General features: G+C 70.1%; 17 protein-coding genes. 11 read left to right on the top strand and 6 right to left on the bottom strand.

Annotated features, from left to right (window positions below; translation table 11 throughout):
- Positions 1-37 precede the first annotated feature (37 nt).
- On the bottom strand, positions 38-1,171 hold the full coding sequence (locus ACFY2X_RS25760) for an acyltransferase family protein (protein WP_389942121.1): 1,134 nt from the start codon (positions 1,169-1,171) through the stop codon (positions 38-40).
- A gap of 244 nt (positions 1,172-1,415) precedes the next feature.
- On the opposite strand from ACFY2X_RS25760, the gene ACFY2X_RS25765 reads away from it, so the two are divergent.
- From ACFY2X_RS25765 to ACFY2X_RS25785, 5 genes are all read left to right on the top strand, one after another.
- The gene (locus ACFY2X_RS25765) at positions 1,416-2,333 is read left to right on the top strand and encodes a DUF3068 domain-containing protein (RefSeq protein WP_389942124.1); all 918 of its coding nucleotides are present in this window, start codon (positions 1,416-1,418) and stop codon (positions 2,331-2,333) included.
- A 13-nt stretch (positions 2,334-2,346) separates the two neighbouring features.
- A complete protein-coding gene (locus ACFY2X_RS25770) occupies positions 2,347-3,270 on the top strand; it encodes a decaprenyl-phosphate phosphoribosyltransferase (protein ID WP_389942127.1) in 924 nt (307 codons plus the stop codon).
- 48 nt (positions 3,271-3,318) lie between these two features.
- Complete coding sequence (locus ACFY2X_RS25775; RefSeq protein WP_389942131.1) at positions 3,319-4,644, top strand: FAD-binding protein; 1,326 nt, start codon at positions 3,319-3,321, stop codon at positions 4,642-4,644.
- Between the two features lie 22 nt (positions 4,645-4,666).
- Entirely contained in the window at positions 4,667-5,410 is a 744-nt protein-coding gene (locus ACFY2X_RS25780; protein WP_389942134.1) for an SDR family NAD(P)-dependent oxidoreductase, read from the top strand.
- Between the two features lie 110 nt (positions 5,411-5,520).
- Complete coding sequence (locus ACFY2X_RS25785) at positions 5,521-6,633, top strand: NAD(P)H-dependent flavin oxidoreductase (RefSeq protein WP_389942137.1); 1,113 nt, start codon at positions 5,521-5,523, stop codon at positions 6,631-6,633.
- A 126-nt stretch (positions 6,634-6,759) separates the two neighbouring features.
- On the opposite strand, the gene ACFY2X_RS25790 is transcribed toward ACFY2X_RS25785, so the two are convergent.
- A complete protein-coding gene (locus ACFY2X_RS25790; protein ID WP_389942140.1) occupies positions 6,760-7,575 on the bottom strand; it encodes a crotonase/enoyl-CoA hydratase family protein in 816 nt (271 codons plus the stop codon).
- A gap of 156 nt (positions 7,576-7,731) precedes the next feature.
- Between ACFY2X_RS25790 and ACFY2X_RS25795 the strand changes: the two genes are divergently transcribed.
- The 6 genes from ACFY2X_RS25795 (at position 7,732) to ACFY2X_RS25820 (ending at position 14,589) form a co-directional block, all read left to right on the top strand.
- Positions 7,732-7,908 carry a hypothetical protein gene (locus ACFY2X_RS25795; RefSeq protein WP_389942143.1) on the top strand — a complete coding sequence of 59 codons (177 nt, stop codon included), beginning with the start codon at positions 7,732-7,734 and terminating at the stop codon, positions 7,906-7,908.
- 359 nt (positions 7,909-8,267) lie between these two features.
- Positions 8,268-9,818 carry an acyl-CoA synthetase gene (locus tag ACFY2X_RS25800; protein ID WP_389942146.1) on the top strand — a complete coding sequence of 517 codons (1,551 nt, stop codon included), beginning with the start codon at positions 8,268-8,270 and terminating at the stop codon, positions 9,816-9,818.
- Positions 9,819-9,920: 102 nt separating this feature from the next.
- Positions 9,921-10,808: a Zn-ribbon domain-containing OB-fold protein gene (locus ACFY2X_RS25805; protein WP_389942149.1), complete on the top strand. Its 888-nt coding sequence runs from the start codon at positions 9,921-9,923 to the stop codon at positions 10,806-10,808.
- Positions 10,808-11,827 carry a thiolase domain-containing protein gene (locus ACFY2X_RS25810; protein ID WP_389942152.1) on the top strand — a complete coding sequence of 340 codons (1,020 nt, stop codon included), beginning with the start codon at positions 10,808-10,810 and terminating at the stop codon, positions 11,825-11,827. The genes ACFY2X_RS25805 and ACFY2X_RS25810 overlap by 1 nt, the downstream gene beginning before the upstream one ends.
- A gap of 2 nt (positions 11,828-11,829) precedes the next feature.
- Positions 11,830-12,981, top strand: coding sequence for a thiolase domain-containing protein (locus ACFY2X_RS25815; RefSeq protein ID WP_389942154.1), 1,152 nt, complete (start codon positions 11,830-11,832; stop codon positions 12,979-12,981).
- A gap of 21 nt (positions 12,982-13,002) precedes the next feature.
- Positions 13,003-14,589: an acyl-CoA synthetase gene (locus tag ACFY2X_RS25820; RefSeq protein WP_389942157.1), complete on the top strand. Its 1,587-nt coding sequence runs from the start codon at positions 13,003-13,005 to the stop codon at positions 14,587-14,589.
- Between the two features lie 155 nt (positions 14,590-14,744).
- On the opposite strand, the gene ACFY2X_RS25825 is transcribed toward ACFY2X_RS25820, so the two are convergent.
- The 4 genes from ACFY2X_RS25825 to ACFY2X_RS25840 form a co-directional block, all read right to left on the bottom strand.
- Positions 14,745-15,410: a YdcF family protein gene (locus ACFY2X_RS25825; protein ID WP_389942160.1), complete on the bottom strand. Its 666-nt coding sequence runs from the start codon at positions 15,408-15,410 to the stop codon at positions 14,745-14,747.
- A gap of 19 nt (positions 15,411-15,429) precedes the next feature.
- A complete protein-coding gene (locus ACFY2X_RS25830; protein WP_389942163.1) occupies positions 15,430-16,509 on the bottom strand; it encodes a hypothetical protein in 1,080 nt (359 codons plus the stop codon).
- A 274-nt stretch (positions 16,510-16,783) separates the two neighbouring features.
- Positions 16,784-18,121: a lysine N(6)-hydroxylase/L-ornithine N(5)-oxygenase family protein gene (locus ACFY2X_RS25835; protein WP_389942166.1), complete on the bottom strand. Its 1,338-nt coding sequence runs from the start codon at positions 18,119-18,121 to the stop codon at positions 16,784-16,786.
- 41 nt (positions 18,122-18,162) lie between these two features.
- A complete protein-coding gene (locus ACFY2X_RS25840; protein WP_389942169.1) occupies positions 18,163-19,794 on the bottom strand; it encodes a (2,3-dihydroxybenzoyl)adenylate synthase in 1,632 nt (543 codons plus the stop codon).
- Between the last annotated feature and the right edge of the window lie 26 nt (positions 19,795-19,820).

The raw sequence follows: 19,820 nt of genomic DNA on the forward strand, positions 1-19,820 counted from the left end.
GCAGGCCCGGCGGCACGGTCCGGGCCGGGACGGACGGTCAGGAGACGACGCGGTTGAGGCGGCGGAGCGGCCGTTCCACGAACCGGTAGGTCAGGGCGGCCATCGCCAGCGTCAGGGCGGTGATGGGCGCCAGGTTGGCCAGGAAGCCGCCGGTGAAGGGCCGCTGCGCGGTGAAGCCGTACCAGAGGTAGATCGCCACGAACTGCCAGAGGAACACGCCGTAGGAGATCCGGCCGAGATAGGCCATCACCCGGTTGCCGAGCAGGCGGCTGACGAGAGAGTCCCCCTCCGGCGGGAACACGGCGGGGATGAGCAGGCACACGGCGACGACCGTGTAGAGGGTCAGCTCGAACAGGCCGGACCAGACGCCGTCGATGCCGAGGAACCGGGTCCCGGTCACCGGGGAGGCGGCGAGCGCGTACGTCAGGGCCGCGACCAGCCACCACGAGCCGGGGGAGGCCGCCACCGCGTGCTCGAAGCGCCGTGCCGGGGAGTTCTCGTCCAGGTCGGCCCGCGCCCAGGCCAGGACCACGGCCAGGGCCATCCCCGCGGCGAAGAAGATCGCCGACCGGGGTGGCCAGGAGTTCAGGTAGGGCCGGTATTCCGGGTAGTAGGTCGCCAGCGTCCAGGCGAAGGACAGCGCCCCCAGCGCGCCCAGGCCGATCAGCAGCCGCCTGGCCCGGGCCGGCACGCTTTCGCCGCCACGCCGCGCGAAGGCCGTCAGCCCCACCGCGAGCAGGGGAAGCACGATGTAGAAGGCCGCCTCCACCGACAGGCTCCACATCTGGGCGAGGCCCTTGGGGCCCAGGCCGAACCACCAGGGGGTGGTGTCGTAGTTCTGGCTGAGGGTGAGGAGCTTGAACCAGGTCCAGCCGTCGGACAGGTGATCACGGGACCACAGGAGCATGGCCGTGACGACGACCAGCCAGTAGGCGGGGAGGATGCGCACGGCCCGCTTCCACAGGTAGGACCGGGTGCGGACGGCGGGGTGCCCGTGCAGCAGCGACGCCGCGAAGGGACGGTAGAGCAGCAGTCCGGAGAGCGCGAAGAAGATCGGCACGGCGACGTCGCCGCGGGCGAGCAGCGCGCCGGTGAAGCCCTCCTCCAGCGCGGCCCCGGTCTCGGTCGCCACGTGGAAGACGAGCACCGCGAACGAGGCGATGGCGCGCACGCCGTCGAGGGTGTCCAGGTGACCGCCGGCCCTGGAGAGATCCTGCGGGGGTCTGGCGAGATCCGGCCGTGGGCCGGGAGAGCCCGGCCGGGAGAGGGATTCCGATCTAGAACCTGTTTCGGTCACTTTTCCGCATCCCTCGTGACGTCGGTCACTCTCGGCAACTAACATACCGGCGAGTAGCATCGTTAATCCACCTATCCCCCCTTAAACCCCCCAGAGTTGGAATCCCCCAGGAGGGTAGATGCGCCGGGTTGTCGGAGTAGTCCTTTTAGCTATCGGGGCGTTCCTTATCGTGCTGGCGCCGCTTGTGCGGATCGTGATCGGAGGCAGTCTGATCGCGGCTCCGGCCGCGCAGTACGGGATCTCCAGGCTGGAAGCCGAGGGGGCGCAGTACTTCAGCGCCAAGGACCTCAAGGTGATGACCGGCAAGCTCGACATCATCGTGACCACCCGCGGAGACGTGTCCCAGGCCGAGGGCGACCGGGTCGTCTGGGACGAGGCCACCGTGGCGAACGACGTGACCAACAACAACCGGATGATCACGTTCGTCGAGCGGCGCAGTGCCTTCAACAAGTTCACCGGCGAGGGCATCAACTGCTGTTCGGTGAACATCGACAAGAAGCCCAGCAAGCTTGAGGGCCAGATCTACAAGTTCCCGTTCGACGTGGAGAAGAAGACCTACAAGGTGTTCAACTCCACCACCGGCATGGCGTTCGACGCCAAGTTCGTCGCCGAGGAGAACGTCAACGGGCTGCCGGTCTACCGGTTCGAGCAGGACGTCCCGACCACGAAGACCGAGACCCGTAGTGTTCCCGCCTCGATCATGGGCGTGACGGACACGACGGGCGACGTCCAGGTCGACCGGTTCTACGACGGCAAGAACACGTTCTGGATCGAGCCCACGACCGGCTCGCCGGTCAAGCAGGAGCAGCAGCGCCACGAGGTCCTCAAGACCCAGGACGGCATCCACAGCGTCATCGCCCTCGTCGCGACGGCCAAGATGACCCCCCAGACGGTCAGCGAACTGGTGGAGGACGCCACCAGCAGCAAGAGCCAGATCACCCTGCTCAAAGTGACGATCCCGATGGTCCTTCTCCTGGTGGGCCTCGTCCTGCTGGTCGTCGGCGTCATCGCGATCCGCGGCGGCAAGAAGGCCTGACGAACAGGATTCGGTGAGCGAGGAAAAGACTGTCGCACGGCCGCCGGCGGATCCGCCGGCGGCCGCGCGCGCTGCCCGGGGATTCTCACCCGCCGCCCTCGTCCGGGCCTGCCGCCCGCGCCAGTGGCTGAAGAACGCCCTGGTCTTCGCGGCGCCGGCGGCGGCGGGCGTGCTGGTGACCGTCCAGGGACTGCTGGACGCGCTGATCGCCTTCGTGGCGTTCTGCGCGGCGGCGAGCGGCGCCTACCTGCTCAACGACGCCGCCGACGTCGAGGCCGATCGCCGTCACCCGCGCAAGCGCCATCGCCCGATCGCGGCGGGCCTGGTCCCGGTGCGGCTCGCGTGGGTCGCCGGGGGCCTGCTCGTCGCGCTGGCCCCGGCGCTCGCCGCGCTGTCCGGCGGCTGGCGGCTGCCGGCCGTCGTCGCCGGATATCTGGCGCTGACCTTCTCCTACACCTACTGGCTCAAGCACCAGGAGGTGGTGGACCTGGTCGCGGTCGCGGGCTGCCACGTCATCCGCGCCTTCGCGGGAGCGGTGGCCGTGGACGTGCCGGTGACGAACTGGTTCCTCGTGGTGGTCTCGCTCGGCTCGCTCCAGCTCGTGGCGGGCAAGCGCGAGGCGGAGCTGCGCGCCTCCGACGGCAACGCCACGCGGGCCATCCTGTCCGCCTACACGCCCACCTACCTCGCGGGGGTGCGGGCGATGTCCTCCGGCGCCATGATCGTGACCTACTGCCTGTGGGCGCTGAACGACCACCCCGGGCCGTTCCACGCGATCAGTATCATCCCCTTCGTGCTCATCGTCCTGCGGCATAATCTGCTGGTGGACCGGGGCGTGGGAGAGGAGCCCGAGGAGCTCGCCCTGCGCGATCGGCATCTCCAGGTGTTCATCGCGCTCCTGCTCGTCTCGCTCGCCGTCGCGATATACCTGACCTGACCTCCTTCCCCGGCGGAAGCCCGCGGTCTCCACGCTTGAGGAGTTTCGATGACCTTCCTGACCGGCTGGGGCCGTACCGCGCCGACCCCGGCGCGCCTGGCCCGGCCCCGTTCGGCCGAGGAGGTCGCGGAGCTGGTACGGCGGGCGCCCGGCCGCGGCATCGCCGCACGGGGGCTCGGCCGCTCCTACGGAGACGCCGCGCAGAACGCCGGAGGGCTGGTGCTCGACTGCACCGCGCTGACCTCCTGGTCCCTGGACGAGGCCACCGGCCTGGTCACCGCCGCCGGGGGACTGAGCCTGCACGACCTGATGGCCGCCCTCGTGCCCCGGGGCTGGTTCGTCCCGGTCACCCCGGGCACCCGGCACGTGACCGTCGGCGGGGCCGTGGCGGCCGACGTGCACGGCAAGAACCACCACGCCGACTCCTCCCTCGGCGCCCATCTGCGCTCTCTCACCCTGGTCACGGCCGACGGCGTCAGCCGTACGCTCACGCCGGAAAGCGACCTGTTCTGGGCCACGGTCGGCGGGATGGGGCTCACGGGTGTGATCACCGAGGCGGTGTTCCGGTGCGTCCCGATCGAGACCTCGCGCATGCGGGTGGACGTCGAGCGCACCCGCGACCTGGAGCACACCCTTGAGACGATGACCGCCACCGACGGCCGCTACCGCTACACCGTCGCCTGGATCGACCTGCTCGCCCGCGGCGGCCGGATGGGCCGCAGCGTGCTCACCCGGGGCGACCACGCGGGCCGCGACGAGCTGCCGCGCGGCGCCGACCCGCTGGCGTTCGCCCCCGGTTCGGTGCTGAAGGCCCCGCCCTGGGTGCCGAACGGCCTGCTCAACCCGGTGACCGTGCGGGCCTTCAACGAGGCCTGGTATCGCAGGGCGCGTCCCCGGACCGGTCTCGTCCAGGACCTCGCGCCGTTCTTCCACCCGCTGGACTTCGTGGACGGCTGGAACCGGGCGTACGGCTCGCACGGCTTCGTCCAGTACCAGTTCGTGGTCCCGTTCGGCGAGGAGGCGACGCTGCGGCGGATCGTCTCCCGGTTGTCGGCCGAGGGCGTGGTCTCCTTCCTCGCCGTGCTCAAACGGTTCGGCCCCGGCACTCCCGGGATGCTGTCGTTCCCGATCCCGGGCTGGACGCTCGCCCTGGACATCCCCGCGGGCAGGCGAGGCCTGGCCGGGCTGCTGCGGGAGTTCGACGGCTGGGTGGCGGAGGCGGGCGGGCGGGTCTACCTGGCCAAGGACTCGCGGATGTCGGCCGGGACGATGGCCGCGATGTATCCGCGGCTGGGCGAGTGGCGTAAGGTCCGCGACGAGGCGGACCCCGAAGGGGTGTTCCGCTCCGACCTGGCGAGGAGACTGGACCTGTGAGGTTTCTCGAGGAGGACTGCCCGTGAAGAACGCCCTGGGCTCGGTGGACACCGTGCTGCTGCTGGGCGGGCGCAGCGAGATCGGGCTGGCGATCGTCGAGCGGCTGGTCCGCGACGGCGCCCGCCGGGTCGTGCTCGCCGCCAGGAACCCCGGTGACACGCCCCCGGTGATCGGGAGCGCCGAGGTGCACCTGCTGGAGTTCGACGCCTCCCGGCCGGAGACGCACGGTGAGGTGATCGAGAGCGCCGCGAAGCTGGTCGGCGACCTCGACGTGGTGATCCCCGCCTTCGGCGTCCTGGGCAGCCAGGCCGCCTACGACGCCGACCCGGTGGCCGCCGCCGAGGCGGTCGCGGTCAACTACGGAGGCCACGTGTCCGCCGGGCTGTTCGCCGCCCGGCGGCTGCGCCGGCAGGGTCACGGCACGCTGGTGGTCCTGTCCTCGGTGGCGGGGGTGCGGGTGCGGCGGGCCAACTTCGTGTACGGCTCGGCCAAGGCCGGGCTGGACGGCTTCGCGCAGGGGCTGGGCGACGCGCTGTACGGCTCGGGCGCCCGGGTGATGGTCGTGCGGCCGGGGTTCGTCATCGGCAGGATGACCGAGGGCATGTCTCCCGCGCCGATGTCGTCCACGCCGGGAGAGGTCGCCGACGCGGTGATCGCGGGGCTGCGTTCCAACGCCGAGGTCGTGTGGGTTCCCGGCAGGCTGCGCGCGGTCTTCGCGGTGATGCGCGTGCTGCCCCGCGCGATCTGGCGCAGGATGCCTCGCTGAAACGTGTTCTCTTTAGAGGTGCCCGTTTTATGATTAATCGTCAGTATCGACGAAAGATTCTATATTAGAACGCGTTGCAGTTTGCTGGGTTTGGATCGTACCGTGGGCGCATGCGGACACGTGTCACGGACATGCTCGGCATCGAGCTTCCGATCTTCGCGTTCAGCCACTGCCGGGATGTCGTCGCCGCGGTCAGCCGCGCCGGCGGGATGGGCGTGCTCGGCGCCCTCTACTTCACTCCGGAAGAGCTCGAGATGGAGCTCAAGTGGATCGACGACCATGTCGACGGCAGGCCGTACGGCGTCGACGTGGTCATGCCCGCCTCCTACGCGGGAGCCGACCTGGGCGTCGACTCTCCCGAGGACCTGGTGGGACGGCTCCAGGGGATGATCCCCGACGGGCACCGCAAGTTCGTCGACGACCTGCTGGCCGCGCACAACGTCCCGGAGCTGTCCGGCTCCGACGCGGGGAAGGTCCTGCTCGGCTGGACCGACGCCACCGCCCGGCCGCAGGTCGAGGTGGCGCTGAAGCACCCCATCGCGCTGCTCGCCAACGCCCTCGGCCCGCCGCCCGCCGACGTGGTCGAGCTGGCCCACGCCAAGGGCGTGAAGGTGGCGGCGCTGGCCTCGACCCCCCGGCACGCGGTCAAGCAGGTCGAGGTCGGCGTGGACATCGTCGTCGCCCAGGGCACCGAGGCGGGAGGGCACACCGGTGAGATCTCCACGATGGTGCTCATCCCGCAGGTCGTGGACGCGGTGGACGTGCCCGTGCTGGCCGCCGGTGGCATCGGCGACGGGCGCCAGATGGCGGCGGGCCTGGCACTCGGCGCCGAGGGCGTGTGGACCGGATCCATCTGGCTGACCGTCGAGGAGGCCGACACCCCCGAGATGGCCAAGCGGCGCATCCTGGAGGCGACCTCCCGCGACACCGTGCGCTCGCGCTCGTGGACGGGCAAGCCCGCGCGTCTGCTGAAGAACGACTGGACCGACGCCTGGGAGTCCGAGGAGTCTCCGGGAACTCTCCCGATGCCGTTGCAGTTCATGCTGGTCTCCGACGCCCTGCGGAGGATCGGCCGCTCCGACGCCGCCGAGCTGGCGACCTTCCCGGCCGGCCAGATCATCGGGACCATGAACCAGGTGAGGTCGGCCAAGGACGTGGTCTTCGGAATGGTGGAGAAATACATCGAGGCCACCGAACGCCTGGGCCGCCTGACCCAGGAGTAGTGCTCTGCCCGGGTGCCGTTCCGCGAACGGACGGCTCCCGTGTCACATCTCGTATCCGCCGGGCCGGGCGGCACGTGGTTCTCGTGCCGTGACCGGCCCGGCGGTCCGGTTCGCGAAACCGGCGGGTCACTTGCCGCGGTAGACCGCCGGGCGCTTCTCCTTGAAGGCCCGGGAGCCCTCCTTGGCGTCCTCGGAGCCGATCACCGGCCAGCCGATGGCGTCGGAGATCTTCAGGGCCTCGGCCTCGGGCATGCCCAGGGTCTCGCGATAGGTGCGCAGGATGGCCTGCACGGCGAGCGGCCCGCACTCGGCGATCTGCCCGGCGATCTCCAGGGCGGCCGTGAGCGCCTGGCCGTCCGGGACCACCTGGTTGACCAGGCCCATGTTCAGGGCCTCCTGGGCGGTGATGGCCCGCCCGGTCAGCAGGATGTCCATGGCGAAGGCGTAGGGAATCTGGCGGGGAAGCCGTACCGCCGAGCCGCCCATGGGGAACAGCGCGCGGCGGGCCTCGAACAGGCCGAGGGTGGCCGACTCGGCGACCACGCGCAGGTCGGTGCCGACGAGCAACTCGGTGCCCCCAGCCACGGCGTAGCCCTCGACCGCGCAGACGATCGGCTTGGTGGGCAGCGCGCCGGAGTCGCGGAGCAGGCCCTTCCAATGGAAGTCGGGGATCTCCGCGGCCCGCTTCTGCACCCGGGGGTCGCTCGACGGGGTGCCCATGGCCTTCAGGTCGGCGCCCGCGCAGAAGGTTCCGCCCGCGCCGGTCAGCACGGCGACCCGGACCTCGGGCTCGTCGGAGACGTAGGCCCACGCGTCGGCCAGGCCGACCAGCATGTCGGAGGAGAGGGCGTTCTTCGCCTCGGGCCTGTTCATGGTCACCACGACGATGTGGTCGTCGCGCTCGACGAGGCAGTGGGGGGTGCTGATCGGCAGAAGTTCCACGGACGGCCTCCATCGTGTTAGCAAGCGCTTGCTAGGGAATCCTAGATCCCGTACGGCTCGCGCCGCCAGACTGGCGCCGCCCGGGCCGTGGTGAGCTCGGCCGCCATTCCTCTGTAAGGGTTGAAACGTATTAAACCCTTACATCATCCTGGGCGCATGATTGCGAACATCCCGGTGAAGCAGCTTCCTTCCTGTCCGGAGTGCGGGCGCCTGGCGGCCGGCACGGCGTCCGCCCATGACAGCTTCGAGGGGACCGTGCGTTATTCGCGGTGCGAGTGCGGCCGCTGGCTGGTGGTGCTGGGAGGCCGGGTGATCGGCGCCGCCGGGGGGTGAGAGGGGGTCGGGATGAGGAGGAGCGCTGGAGGAGAGGGGGCGTCAGGGAAGGAGGCGCCGGGGGAAGGGAAGCCGGGGGAGCCGGGGAAAAGGGAATCGGGGGAAGGGGGGAAGGGAAGTCGTCCTTGTCTGATGGCTCTCGCTGATTCAGGGTGGTGAGACAGGGAGGGCCGGGCCGCATCCGTGTTCGCGGTCTAAATCAAGCGCTTGCTCGGTGTGTCTCAAGCGGGTTAGTCTGCCCCTGCGTACGAGAACAGATTCTTGTTCCATCCCTCCCGTGCTGCCAGGGTTCTTTGTGATTTCGAGAACATGATTCACTTCGGCGATCCGGGAGGCCTTTCGATCAGAGAGGATTCCCGATGGGAACGCTCGGCTTCTGGCGGCTGGCGCAGGCGGATCCCGACTGGATCGCCGCCGTGGACCCGGACGGCACCGAACATCGAGCCGGTGACCTGCTCGCCCGCGCCAACCAGTTCGTGCACGGCCTGCGGGAGCTGGGTCTGAAGCCGGGTGACGGACTCTGCGGCCTGGTTCCGAACGGCGCCGACGGACTGGTGCTCTACCTGGCCGCCCTGCAGGCCGGGTGGTACTACACGCCGATCAACTGGCACCTCACCGGCCCGGAGATCGGCTACATCGTCGCCGACAGCGAGGCCCAGGCCTTCTTCATCGACGAGCGCCACGCGGAGGAGGGGCTGCGGGGCGTCGCGGAGTCGGGCCTCGCCCAGGATCGCGTCTTCGCGTTCGGGCAGGTCGAAGGGGTGCGGCCCGCTTCGGACCTGACCGAGGGCCGGCCCGTCACCGCTCCGGCGGACCGTACGGCCGGTGCCACCATGCACTACACCTCCGGCACCACCGGCAAGCCCAAGGGCGTGCGGCGCGCGCTCAGCGGGCTGGACCCGGACGACGCGGCCGAGATGATGACGTTCCTGCTCGGTCTGTTCGGCATGACCCCGGGCAAGGAGAACGCCCACCTGATCACCTCGCCGAACTACCACACCGCGGTCACCCAGTTCGGCGGTACGGCCTTGCACATGGGGCACACGCTCGTCTACATGGACAAGTGGGAGGCCGAGGAGACGCTCCGGCTCTGCGAGAGATACCGCGTCACCAACTCGCACATGGTTCCCACCCATTTCAAGCGCCTGCTCGCGCTCCCCGACGAGGTCAGGAACAGGTACGACCTCTCCTCGCTCAAATGGATGATCCACGCCGCCGCGCCCTGTCCGGTCCCGGTCAAGTGGGCGATGTTCGAGTGGTGGGGCGACTGCATCTACGAGTACTACGCCGCGACCGAGGGCGGCGGCACGATCGCCACCCCCGAGGGCTGGAAGAAGCACCCCGGCACCGTCGGCACCGCCTGGCCGATCAGCGAGCTGCTCATCGTGGACGAGAACCTGGAGCCGGTCCCGACCGGCACCCCGGGCACGATCTACATGAAGATGATGGGCTCCGGCTTCGAATACAAGGGCGACAAGGAGAAGACCGAGGCGAACCGCCTCAAGGAGTACTTCACCGTCGGCGACATCGGCTATCTCGACGAGGAAGGCTTCCTGTTCCTCTGCGACCGCAAGGCCGACCTGATCATCTCGGGTGGGGCCAACATCTACCCGGCCGAGATCGAGAACGAGCTGATGGTCCACCCGAAGGTCGCCGACGTGGCCGTGTTCGGCATCCCCGACGAGGAGTGGGGCGAGCAGATCAAGGCCGTGGTCGAGCCCACGCCCGGCGTCGCACCCTCGCCCGAACTCGCCGCCGAGCTCCTCGAATCGCTCAGGGGCCGCCTGGCGAAGATGAAGTGGCCCAAGTCCATCGACTTCATCGAGGAGATGCCGCGCGAGCCCAACGGCAAGCTCCTCAAACGCAAGCTGCGCGACCCGTACTGGGAAGGGCGGGACCGTGCGATCTGAGAGCCCGCAAGAGGGCTCGCGACCAGGCTCCGACAAGCGCGCCGATCACGAGGGTCCCGCATCCGCGAAACACCGGTGCCCGGCGGAGGAGGGGAAGAGCGGATGAGTTTGGAAGCGCGGCACGTGCTGGAGTTCCCCGGAGGCTACACGCGCACGACGGGGCCGGTGATCGGGCGGTTCCTCACCGAGCTGCGAGACGGGCGCGTCGTCGGGGTCCGCACGGCCGCGGGAAGGACGCTGGTGCCACCGCTGGAGTACGACCCGGACACCGGCGACGCCGTCACCGGAGAGTTCGTCGAGGTCGGCCCGGCGGGAACGGTCGAGAGCTGGTCGTGGGTGCGGACCCCGCGCAAGGGCCACCCGCTGGACCGGCCGTTCGCCTGGGCCCTGATCCGGCTGGACGGAGCCGACACCGCGCTGGTCCACGCGGTCGACGCGGGCGACGCCAAGGCCATGCGCCCCGGCCTGCGGGTCCGCCCACGCTGGCGGGCCGAGCGCACCGGGCACATCACCGACATCGAGAGCTTCGTCCCCGAGGTCACCAGGATCGTGTCCCCGGTTCGCGCCGAGTACGTCGTGAAGCCGGGGCTGGCGCTCGCCCGCTTCCTGGAGGGCATCGCGCGGGGAACCTTCATCGGCTGCCGGTGCGGCTCCTGCCACAAGGTCTACGTGCCCTACCGGATGTCCTGCCCGGAGTGCGGCGTCGTGATCACCGAGGAGGTCGAGCTGCCGGACACCGGCACCATCACCACCTTCGCGATCAACAACCTGCCCGACCCCCGTGCCCCCGAGGTGCCGTTCGTCTCGGCCTACATCCTGCTCGACGGCTCGGACATCCCCATGATCGCCCTGGTCGGCGGGGTCGCGGCCCACGAGGTACGGCAGGGCATGCGGGTGCGGGCCGCGTGGGTGCCCGAAGAGGAGTGGACGACGTCCATGGCCAACATCAAGTGGTTCGCCCCCACGGGCGAGCCGGACGCGGAGCTGTGATGCGTGAGGTAGCGGTCGTCGCGTTCGCGCAGACCCGGCACAGCGCGGTCGACGAGGGGCTCAGCGAGCCGGAGCTGATCCTTCCCCTGCTGGAGGAGGTCAGGCGGAAGACGGGTCTGCGGAAGTTCGGCTTCACCTGCTCGGGGTCGTGCGACTACCTGGCGGGCGCGCCGTTCTCCTTCGTCTCCGCGCTCGACGCGCTCGGCGCCTGGCCGCCGATCTCCGAGAGCCACGTGGAGATGGACGCCGCGTGGGCGCTGTACGAGGCCTGGGTCAGGCTCCAGCACGGCGACGTCGACTCGGCGCTGGTCTACGGCTTCGGCAAGTCCTCCCAGGGGGACCTGCGGGAGATCATGACGCTTCAGCTCGACCCTTACTACCTGGCTCCGCTCGGCCTCGACCAGGTCTCCTTCGCCGCGCTCCAGGCTTCGGCCGCCGGGGCGGACCGCGCCGAACTGGACGAGATCGTACGGCGCAGCCGCGCCGACGGGCGAGCCAACCCCTGTGCCCTCGACCTGCCGGACCCCTCCGGGGGCGACGCCGAGGTCGAGCCGCTGCGGCCGTACGACATCGCCCCGATCACCGACGGCGCCGCCGCGGTGGTGCTCGCGGCCGGGGACCTGGCCAGGGAGCTGTGCGCGAACCCGGCGTGGATCACGGGCATCGCCCACCGCATAGAACCGCATTACCTGGGCATGAGAGACTTCGCCCGGTCGGCCTCCGCCGCCGAAGCCGCACGAGCGGCGGGGGTCGGCAAGGGTCACGTCGACGTGGCCGAGCTCCACGCCCAGTTCAGCCACGAGGAGCTCATCCTCCGCCAGGCACTGGAGCTGCCCGAGGCCACGATCGTCAACCCGAGCGGCGGGCCGCTCGCGGCGAACCCGGTCATGGCCACCGGGCTCATCAGGATCGGCGAGGCCGCCCAGCGCATCCTGGACGGCGCGGCGAGCCGCACCGTCGGACACGCCTCCAGCGGCCCCTGCCTGCAGCACAACCTCGTCACCGTGATGGAGGCCTAGTCGTGGGTAACCCCTGCGCGGTCATCGGGGTCGGGCAGACCCGCTACACCACCAAGCGAGGGGACGTCTCCATCGCCGGGCTGGTCCGCGAGGCGGCCCTGCGCGCGCTGGAGGACGCGGGCCTGACCTGGAAGGACATCGACGCCGTCGTCATCGGCAAGGCGCCCGACCTGTTCGAGGGCGTGATGATGCCGGAGGCCTACCTGGCCGACGCGCTCGGCGCCGCGGGCAAACCGATGATGCGCGTGCACACGGCCGGGTCGGTCGGCGGGTCCACCGCGCTGGTGGGCGCCTCGCTGATCCAGGGCGGGGTGCACGACCGGGTGCTGGTGGTGGCCTTCGAGAAGCAGTCGGAGTCCAACGCGACCTGGGCCCTGTCGACGCACCTGCCGTTCAGCGCCTCGCTGGTGGTCGGCGCGGGCGGTTACTTCGCCCCGCACATCCGCGAATACATGCGCCGCTCCGGCGCTCCCGACCACATCGGCACGCTGGTGGCGGTCAAAGACCGGCTCAACGCCCTGAAGAACCCGTACGCCCACCTGAGGATCCCCGGGATCGACCAGAAGATGGTCGAGTCGACCCCGATGCTCTGGGAGCCGATCCGCTACCTGGAGACCTGCCCGTCGTCGGACGGCGCGTGCGCGATGGTCCTGGCCGCCGAGGACAAGGTCACCGGCCGCAACCCCGCCTGGGTCCTGGGTACGGCGATGCGCTCGGAACCGATCTTCCGGGCCGGGCGGGACACCGTGAACCCGCAGGGCGGCAAGGACTGCGCGGCCGATGTGTACCGGCAGGCCGGGATCACCGACCCGCGCCGGGAGATCGACGTGGCCGAGGTGTACGTGCCCTTCTCCTGGTACGAGCCGATGTGGTTGGAGAACCTCGGCTTCGCCGCCGAGGGGGAGGGCTGGAAGCTCACCGAGTCCGGCGCCACCGCCCTGGACGGCGACATCCCGTGGAACGCCTCGGGCGGGGTCCTGTCGAGCAATCCGATCGGCGCGTCCGGGCTGATCCGGTTCGCCGAGGCGGCGCTCCAGGTCAGAGGGATGGCGGGGGAGCACCAGGTCGACGGCGCCAGACGGGCGCTGGGCCACGCCTACGGGGGCGGCGCCCAGTTCTTCGCGATGTGGATGGTCGGCAGCGACAAACCCTGATCTCCCCCCAGGAGGGGCCCGATGGAGTTCAACCACGCAGATCTGTTCGAAGGGCTCGCGGACGCGATCGGGGACCGCGCCGCCGTCATCTGCGGCGACAGCCGTCTGACGTACGCCGAGCTGGACGCGCACGCCAACCGGCTCGCGCACTATCTGGCGGACAAGGGCGTGCGGGCCGGGCAGCACGTCGGCATCCATCTCTACAACGGCATCGAATACGTCGCGGGCATGCTGGCCGCGCTCAAGCTCCGGGCCGTTCCGGTGAACGTGAACTACCGCTACGTCGAGGCCGAACTGCTCTACCTCTATCAGGACTCCGACATCGTGGCCCTGCTGTTCGACGTGGAGTTCGACGATCGGGTGGCGGCCGTGGCCCCGCAGGCTCCCGAGCTGAGACACCTGATCGCGGTGGGCGGCCCGTCCAAGGTCGAGGGGGCGGTGCCGTACGAGCGGGCGCTGGAGGGCCGGCCGGAGACGAGGGGGTTCCCCGAACGGTCGGGCGACGACGTCTACGTCATCTACACGGGCGGCACGACCGGCATGCCCAAGGGCGTGATGTGGCGGTGCGAGGACCTGTTCTTCGGCTTCGGGGGCGGCAACCCCTACGGGGAGCCGCGCGCCACGCCGGAGGAGGTGATCGAGGCGGCCGTGGCCGCCGGGCCGATGACCATGATGGCGGCGGCGCCGCTGATGCACGGCGCGGCGCAGATGGCCACCTTCATCACCTGGTGGATGGGCGGGACCATGGTCTACGTCCGCAAGTTCGACGCGGCCGAGGTGCTGCGGGCGATCGAACGGGAGAAGGTCCTGACCATCAACGTCACCGGCGACGCCATGGCCCGCCCGCTGGCCGACGAGATCGCCACGGGCGCCTACGACCTGTCGTCGCTGCTGGTGCTCAGCTCCACCGGTGCCATCCTGACCGGTTCCGTCCGGGACCGTCTCCAGGAGCTGCTGCCCGGCAGGATGATCCTGGACAACTTCGGCTCCTCCGAGTCCGGTTACACCGCCTCGGCCGTCCCCGGCTCCTCGCCCGAGTCGGGCCAGCGGTACCAGGCCAACGCCGCCTCCAACCTGACCGTGCTCGACGAGGCCCTGGAGCCGGTCAAGCCCGGCTCGGACGAGATCGGCACGGTCGCCAAGAGCGGCCGGATCGCCTTCGGCTACTACAAGGACGAGGACAAGACCAGCCGCACCTTCGTGACCGACAAGGCGGGCACGCGCTGGCTGCTCACCGGCGACATGGCCAAGGTCGAGGCGGACGGCACCATCACGATCTTCGGGCGTGGCTCGGTCTGCATCAACACCGGCGGCGAGAAGGTCTTCCCCGAGGAGGTCGAGGCGGTCCTCAAGGGCCACCCCGGGGTCTTCGACGCGGTCGTCACCGGCATCCCCGACGAACGGTGGGGCAGCCGGGTCGCCGCGGTGATCGAACCCCGCCCGGGGATGACGCCGTCGGTGGAGGAGCTCGACGCCCACTGCCGGGAGAAGCTCTCCGGCTACAAGGTGCCCCGGACGTTCGCCTTCGTCGAGGAGATGGTCCGCTCCCCGGCGGGCAAGGCCGACTACCGCTGGGCCAGGGAGACCGCCGAGGCCGCCGGGGGCTGACCCGGTTCGGGGCGGCGGCGCCCGAAGGCCTGCGCCGGAACAAAGAGGAAACAGTCTTGTCGTGCGATCGCGTACGGCCCGCGCGAACCGGCTCACGGGCGCAGGCCGTACGGCGCGATCATTTCCGTCCTGTCAGCGTGACGAGGCGGGGCAGATCAGGGCTTGAGCAGACGGCTGGTGAATCCGGCGGCGAGGAGAGATTCATAGGCGGCATGCACGTCCTTCGGGACATCCTGAGCGACGGCGAATCCAAGCTTGGGATAATCGATCACCCGCTGCAGGTCTCCGACGAGCATGTCGAGAACGAGCCTGTCGTCGCCGATGCTCTTGAGGTAGTCGTCGAACCCCAGCGGTTCTGACGCGCAAATCACCTCGACCTCGGGCCACAGTTTGCGGGCGGTGGCAAACGAGCGTCGCTCCATATACGGTTTGGAGATCAGCATCACCGTGGTGGGAGCGATCCCGGCCGAGGCCAGGACCTCGCGGGAGAAGGTGATGTTCTGGCCGGTGTTGCCCGCGTTGGGCTCCAGCAGGATCGCCGAGTCCGGGACGCCGAGTTCGAGAGCATGCTCGCGAAAGTGCACGGCTTCGCCGCGCGGGAAGCGGGCAGCGGTGGTGGGACTGTTGCCCCCGGTGAACACCAAGACGGGAAAAAGTCCGGCGCGATACAACTCGGCGGAAAAAGCGGCGACCCCGAGATCGTGACTGCCGAGTCCGATCGCGACGTCGACCGGTCGCACATCATGGTGCATCTGGTGGTAGTCCCAGATCAGCTCAGCTTGCTGCCGTTGATCTTCGGTGATGACCTGCTGGTTGTTCATCACGTGCTTGTCTCCCTGGTCACCGTCGCCGAGGGCCGGGTGCCCCCTCGCTCATGGCTTTGATGCTCTCGATGCTGCGCAGTTGGTGACTCAGGCCATATTTGGCGGCCATCTTCGCGGCGTGGTCGAGGACACTCAGCCCATCATCCACGGTGGCTCGGTCGGACAGCAGGATGTGGCCATGGGCGGTGTCCAGACGCACGCGCTGCATCGGCGAGTCGGTCACCGCAGTGCTGCGGGCGATATCGATGAAGTGCAGGGCCTTGCTCAGGTCACCGGCGCCACGGTGGGCGAGGGCGAGTTTTTGCTGGGCGACCGACCAGTCGTCAGGTTCGGCCAGTTCCTCGAAGTCACGGGTCGCAAGGAGCATGACGCGGGCGGCATAGTCGTGGTTGCCGTCCTTGCTCAGCGCGGTTCCCACCCACAGGCGGGCTCTGGCGCGGTCGCGGCAAGAAAGCCGGTCATCGATGGCCAGAGCCTCATATTGGCGCGCGGCGATCTCCAGCTTGCCGGACATCTCGGCCACCACCGCGAGGGACAGGTCTAGCTGGGCGATGCGGCGGGGGATGTCGAGCTGGGTGAATACTGAGCGGGCACTGGCATAGGAATGCTGGGCGGACAACGGCCCGATTACGGAGCCTTGGTCGCGTTGAAGGTCGCCGAGCAGGGCGGTGGAGCGGGCGAACAGATACAGGCCCTTGTCGTCCAACTCCAGCGGCTTGAAGCGGGCCAGCCACTGGTTCAGCAGGGTGCCGGCGAAGACGAAGTTCTGGCGCGACAGCGCCACGACGACCCGGTCCAGGTCGTCGGTCCACGACTCATACTCCCAGGCACGGGGGCCGACGACCGTCACCCGTCGGCCCGGACCGGTCGCGGGGCGTCCGGACTCCGACAGGTTCGTCTCGAACCGCAGATGTACTGCGGCGTCTGCGCGGGCCAGCGCGGTGTCCAAGATGGCCTGAGTGTCGGGACCCCAGTCGGCGACCATCCCATCCACATCGACGTCCACCTCATTCCTGCTAACGACGCCAAAGGCGAGCCGGACCACCAGCACTTCGACTTCCGGTTCCTCTTCCGCGCCGCCACCGATGTCGGCCAACTCCAGACCGAAGAGGTCACTGACGCCGCCTGGCGCGACGCCGACAGCATCAACGATCAAGCCCTGCGGCAGCGCGTCGCTCAGGCACTTCGCTGACCCCGATCAGGCAGCCCCCGTGCTTACGATTCCGACTTGCGCAGGGGTGGCCATCATTCTCAACTCCTTGCGCGGGAATGTGCCTAATGTCCCTCAGAGTCGCTCGCAGGGCCAGATGCGGCCGCACGACCCCACGCCGGAGCGGGCGCGGGCCGTACGGCGGGCCGTTCCCGCGCTGTCAGCGTGACGAGGTGGCGGCCTCCTGTCGGCCGTTGAGGTGGGTCGCGGAGGGGCGGTGACCCAGTACGGACCGTACGATCTCGCCCGCGCGGACGGCCGCGTTGGACAGCAGCGAGGACGACAGCCCGTGGGTGTGCTCGGTCCCGCCCTGCAGGTAGATCCCGCAGCGTACGGCGGGCGCGGTGACCAGCCGGTAGTCGCGGCCCACCACCGCCCTTCCCCGCTCGTCGGTGAGACACAGGTCGGCCAGCTCGCCGAGCATCGGCCGCGGGTCGGCGGGGCGGTAACCGGTCGCGAAGATCAGCGCGTCGCACTCCATCGAGGTCTCCCGGCCCGAGGTCAGGTGTTCGACCCGGACCCGCACGCCGTCGCGGATCCGGTCGAGCGCGGTCACCCGGGAGGTGTTCAGGATCCGCAGCCGCTCCTCGCCGCGGACCTTCTCCTGGTAGGAGCGCCGGTAGAGCTCGTCGATCAGGTCGGTGTCGACCACCGCGTAGTTGGTGTTGCCGTGGTAGGTGAGCAGTGCCTCCTTCACCGGCTCCGGGGAGTCGTAGAAGTCGTCGACGGCCGAGGGGTCGAAGATCCGGTTGGCGAAGGAGCTGTCGTCGGCGGGGCTGTAGCCGTACCGGCCGAAGACCGCGCAGACCTCGGCCCGCGGGTATCTGCTGTGCAGGTGCTCGGCGACCTCGGCCGCGCTCTGGCCCGCGCCGACCACCACGAACCTGCGGTGTTTCAGCTCGGGCAGGGTCGGCAGGCGGGTCAGCAGGTCCCGGTTGTGCCAGACACGCTCGGAGACGTGCACCCCTTCGGGCAGATGCGGTTGCAGACCCAGGCCCAGCACCACGTTGCGGGCGCGCCCGGCGAGACGCCCGTCGGAGGCGACCACGTCCACCGCGACGATGTCGCCGTCGCGCCCGGGCCGCCTGACCGGCCGCAGGGTGCGCACGTGCGTGCCGTAGGAGACCTGGTGGGCGAACTGGTCCGCGGCCCACTCCAGGTAGTCGTGGAACTCGATCCTGGTCGGGAACATCGTCTTGTGGTTGATGAAGTCGGCCAGCCGGTCCCGGGCGTGCAGGTAGGACAGGAAGCCGTACTCGCTGGCCGGATTGCGCATCGTCGCCAGGTCCTTCAGGAAGGAGACCTGCATGGTGGCGCCTTCGATGAGCATGCCGCGGTGCCAGCCGAAGCGCGCCTGGCTCTCGGCGAACCGCGCGTCGAGTGCGGTCCCGCGTGCCGCACTCCTGTTGTGATCGTCCAGGGCGATCGCCAACGCGAGGTTGGAGGGGCCGAAACCGACTCCGATCAGATCCAGGATCTCGCTGTCCGGGGCTGCCACACCGTTCCCTTCCTCGATGACGATTGAGTGCCGCTGCCCGGTCATGCCGGGGAGCGGTCGATGACCAGTCGCACGAGCGCGCGTTTGTCGATCTTTCCGACGGCGGTGACGGGGAGGTCCTCGACCGTCTCGACGCGGTCGGGCAGCTTGAAGGCGGCCAGGCCGCGGGCCATCATGAAGGCCCGCAGCTCCTGGAGCGTGGGCGGCGTCCCGCCGGGAACGACGACCGCGCACAGCTGCTCGCCGTGGCCGGTGTCGGGCAGGCCGACGGCCGCGCCGCGCCGGACGGCGGGGTGGGCGAGCAGGTGGGACTCGACCTCCTCGGCCGAGATGCTCTCCCCGCCCCGGTCGATGGTGTCCTTGACGCGGCCCTCCACGATCAGATGTCCCGACGGGAGCGCGCGGACCAGGTCGCCCGAGCAGTAGTAGCCGTCGGGGGTGAACGCGGTGGCGTTGTGCTCGGCGGCGCGGTAGTAGCCGCGCAGGGTGTAGGGGCCGCGCACCAGCAGTTCGCCGACTTCGCCCGGGGCGACGTCGCGGCCGTCGCCGTCCACGATCCGCAGTTCGTCGTCCTCCGACAGCGGGCGTCCCTGCGTGACGGCGACGGTCTCGGGGTCGTCGTCGGACCGGGTGTAGTTCAGCAGGCCCTCGGCCATGCCGAACACCTGCTGGACCGCGCAGCCCAGAGCGCCGGGGACGGCGCGGGCGAGGTCGGCGGAGAGCTTGGAGCCGCCGGCCTGGAGCAGCCGGAGGCTGGACAGGTCGGCCGGATCCCACTCCGCCGCCTCGATCCACAGCGGGACGAGCGGCGGCACGAGCGCGGTGACCGTGACGCGCTCGGCCTCGATGAGCGGGAAGGCGTCGCTGGAGGCGGGGGAGGGCGACAGCACCACGGTGCCGCCGGCGCCGAGGGTGCCCAGCACCCCCGGGCAGGCCAGGGTGAAGTTGTGCGCGACCGGGAGGCAGGCGAGATACACCGAGCCGGCCGACAGATCGCACACCTCGGCGCTGGCGCGGGCGTTGTAGCCGTAGTCCTGATGGGTGCGGGGGATCAGCTTGGGCACCCCGGTGGTGCCGCCCGACACCAGCAGGAGCGCGACGTCGGCGGCGTCCGGCTCGGGCAGCGGGCGCGGCTCGGCGTCGATGTCGGCGAGGCGGGTGAACGGCCCCGGCTCTCCGGCCACCAGGACGTGGCGGAGGGAAGGCGCCTGGTCCAGCAGCGTGGTGGCCAGGTCCCGGTAGTCGAAGCCGGCGTGCTCGTCGGGGATGACGTAGGCGACGGCCTCCGACAGGCGGGCCAGGTGTCCGATCTCGGTGATCCGGTGCGCCGGCAGGGTGAGCACGGGGACCGCCCCGGCGCGGGCCAGGGCGAAGAGCAGGACGACGAACGCGCCGACGTTCGGCAGCTGCACCAGGACGCGGTCACCCGCGCCGATTCCCAGATCGCGCAGGCCGGCGGCCATCCGGTCGGCCGCGCGGTCGAGTTCGCGGTAGGACAGCCTCTCGGCGCCGGAGACGAGCGCGAGGCGGTCGCCGTGCTCGGCGGCCCACCCGCGGAGCAGGGCGCCGAGCGTCCGGCCGTCCCAATGGCCCTTCGCCCGGTAGCGGGCGGCGGTCTCGGCGGGCCATGGGGTGAGCCCCGAGGGCAGCGGTTCAGGGGCGGCTGACGTCATCGCGACTCCAGTCGTGGGGGCGGAAG

This window comes from Streptosporangium sp. NPDC000396 (genome assembly GCF_042898655.1).
GTDB lineage: Bacteria > Actinomycetota > Actinomycetes > Streptosporangiales > Streptosporangiaceae > Streptosporangium.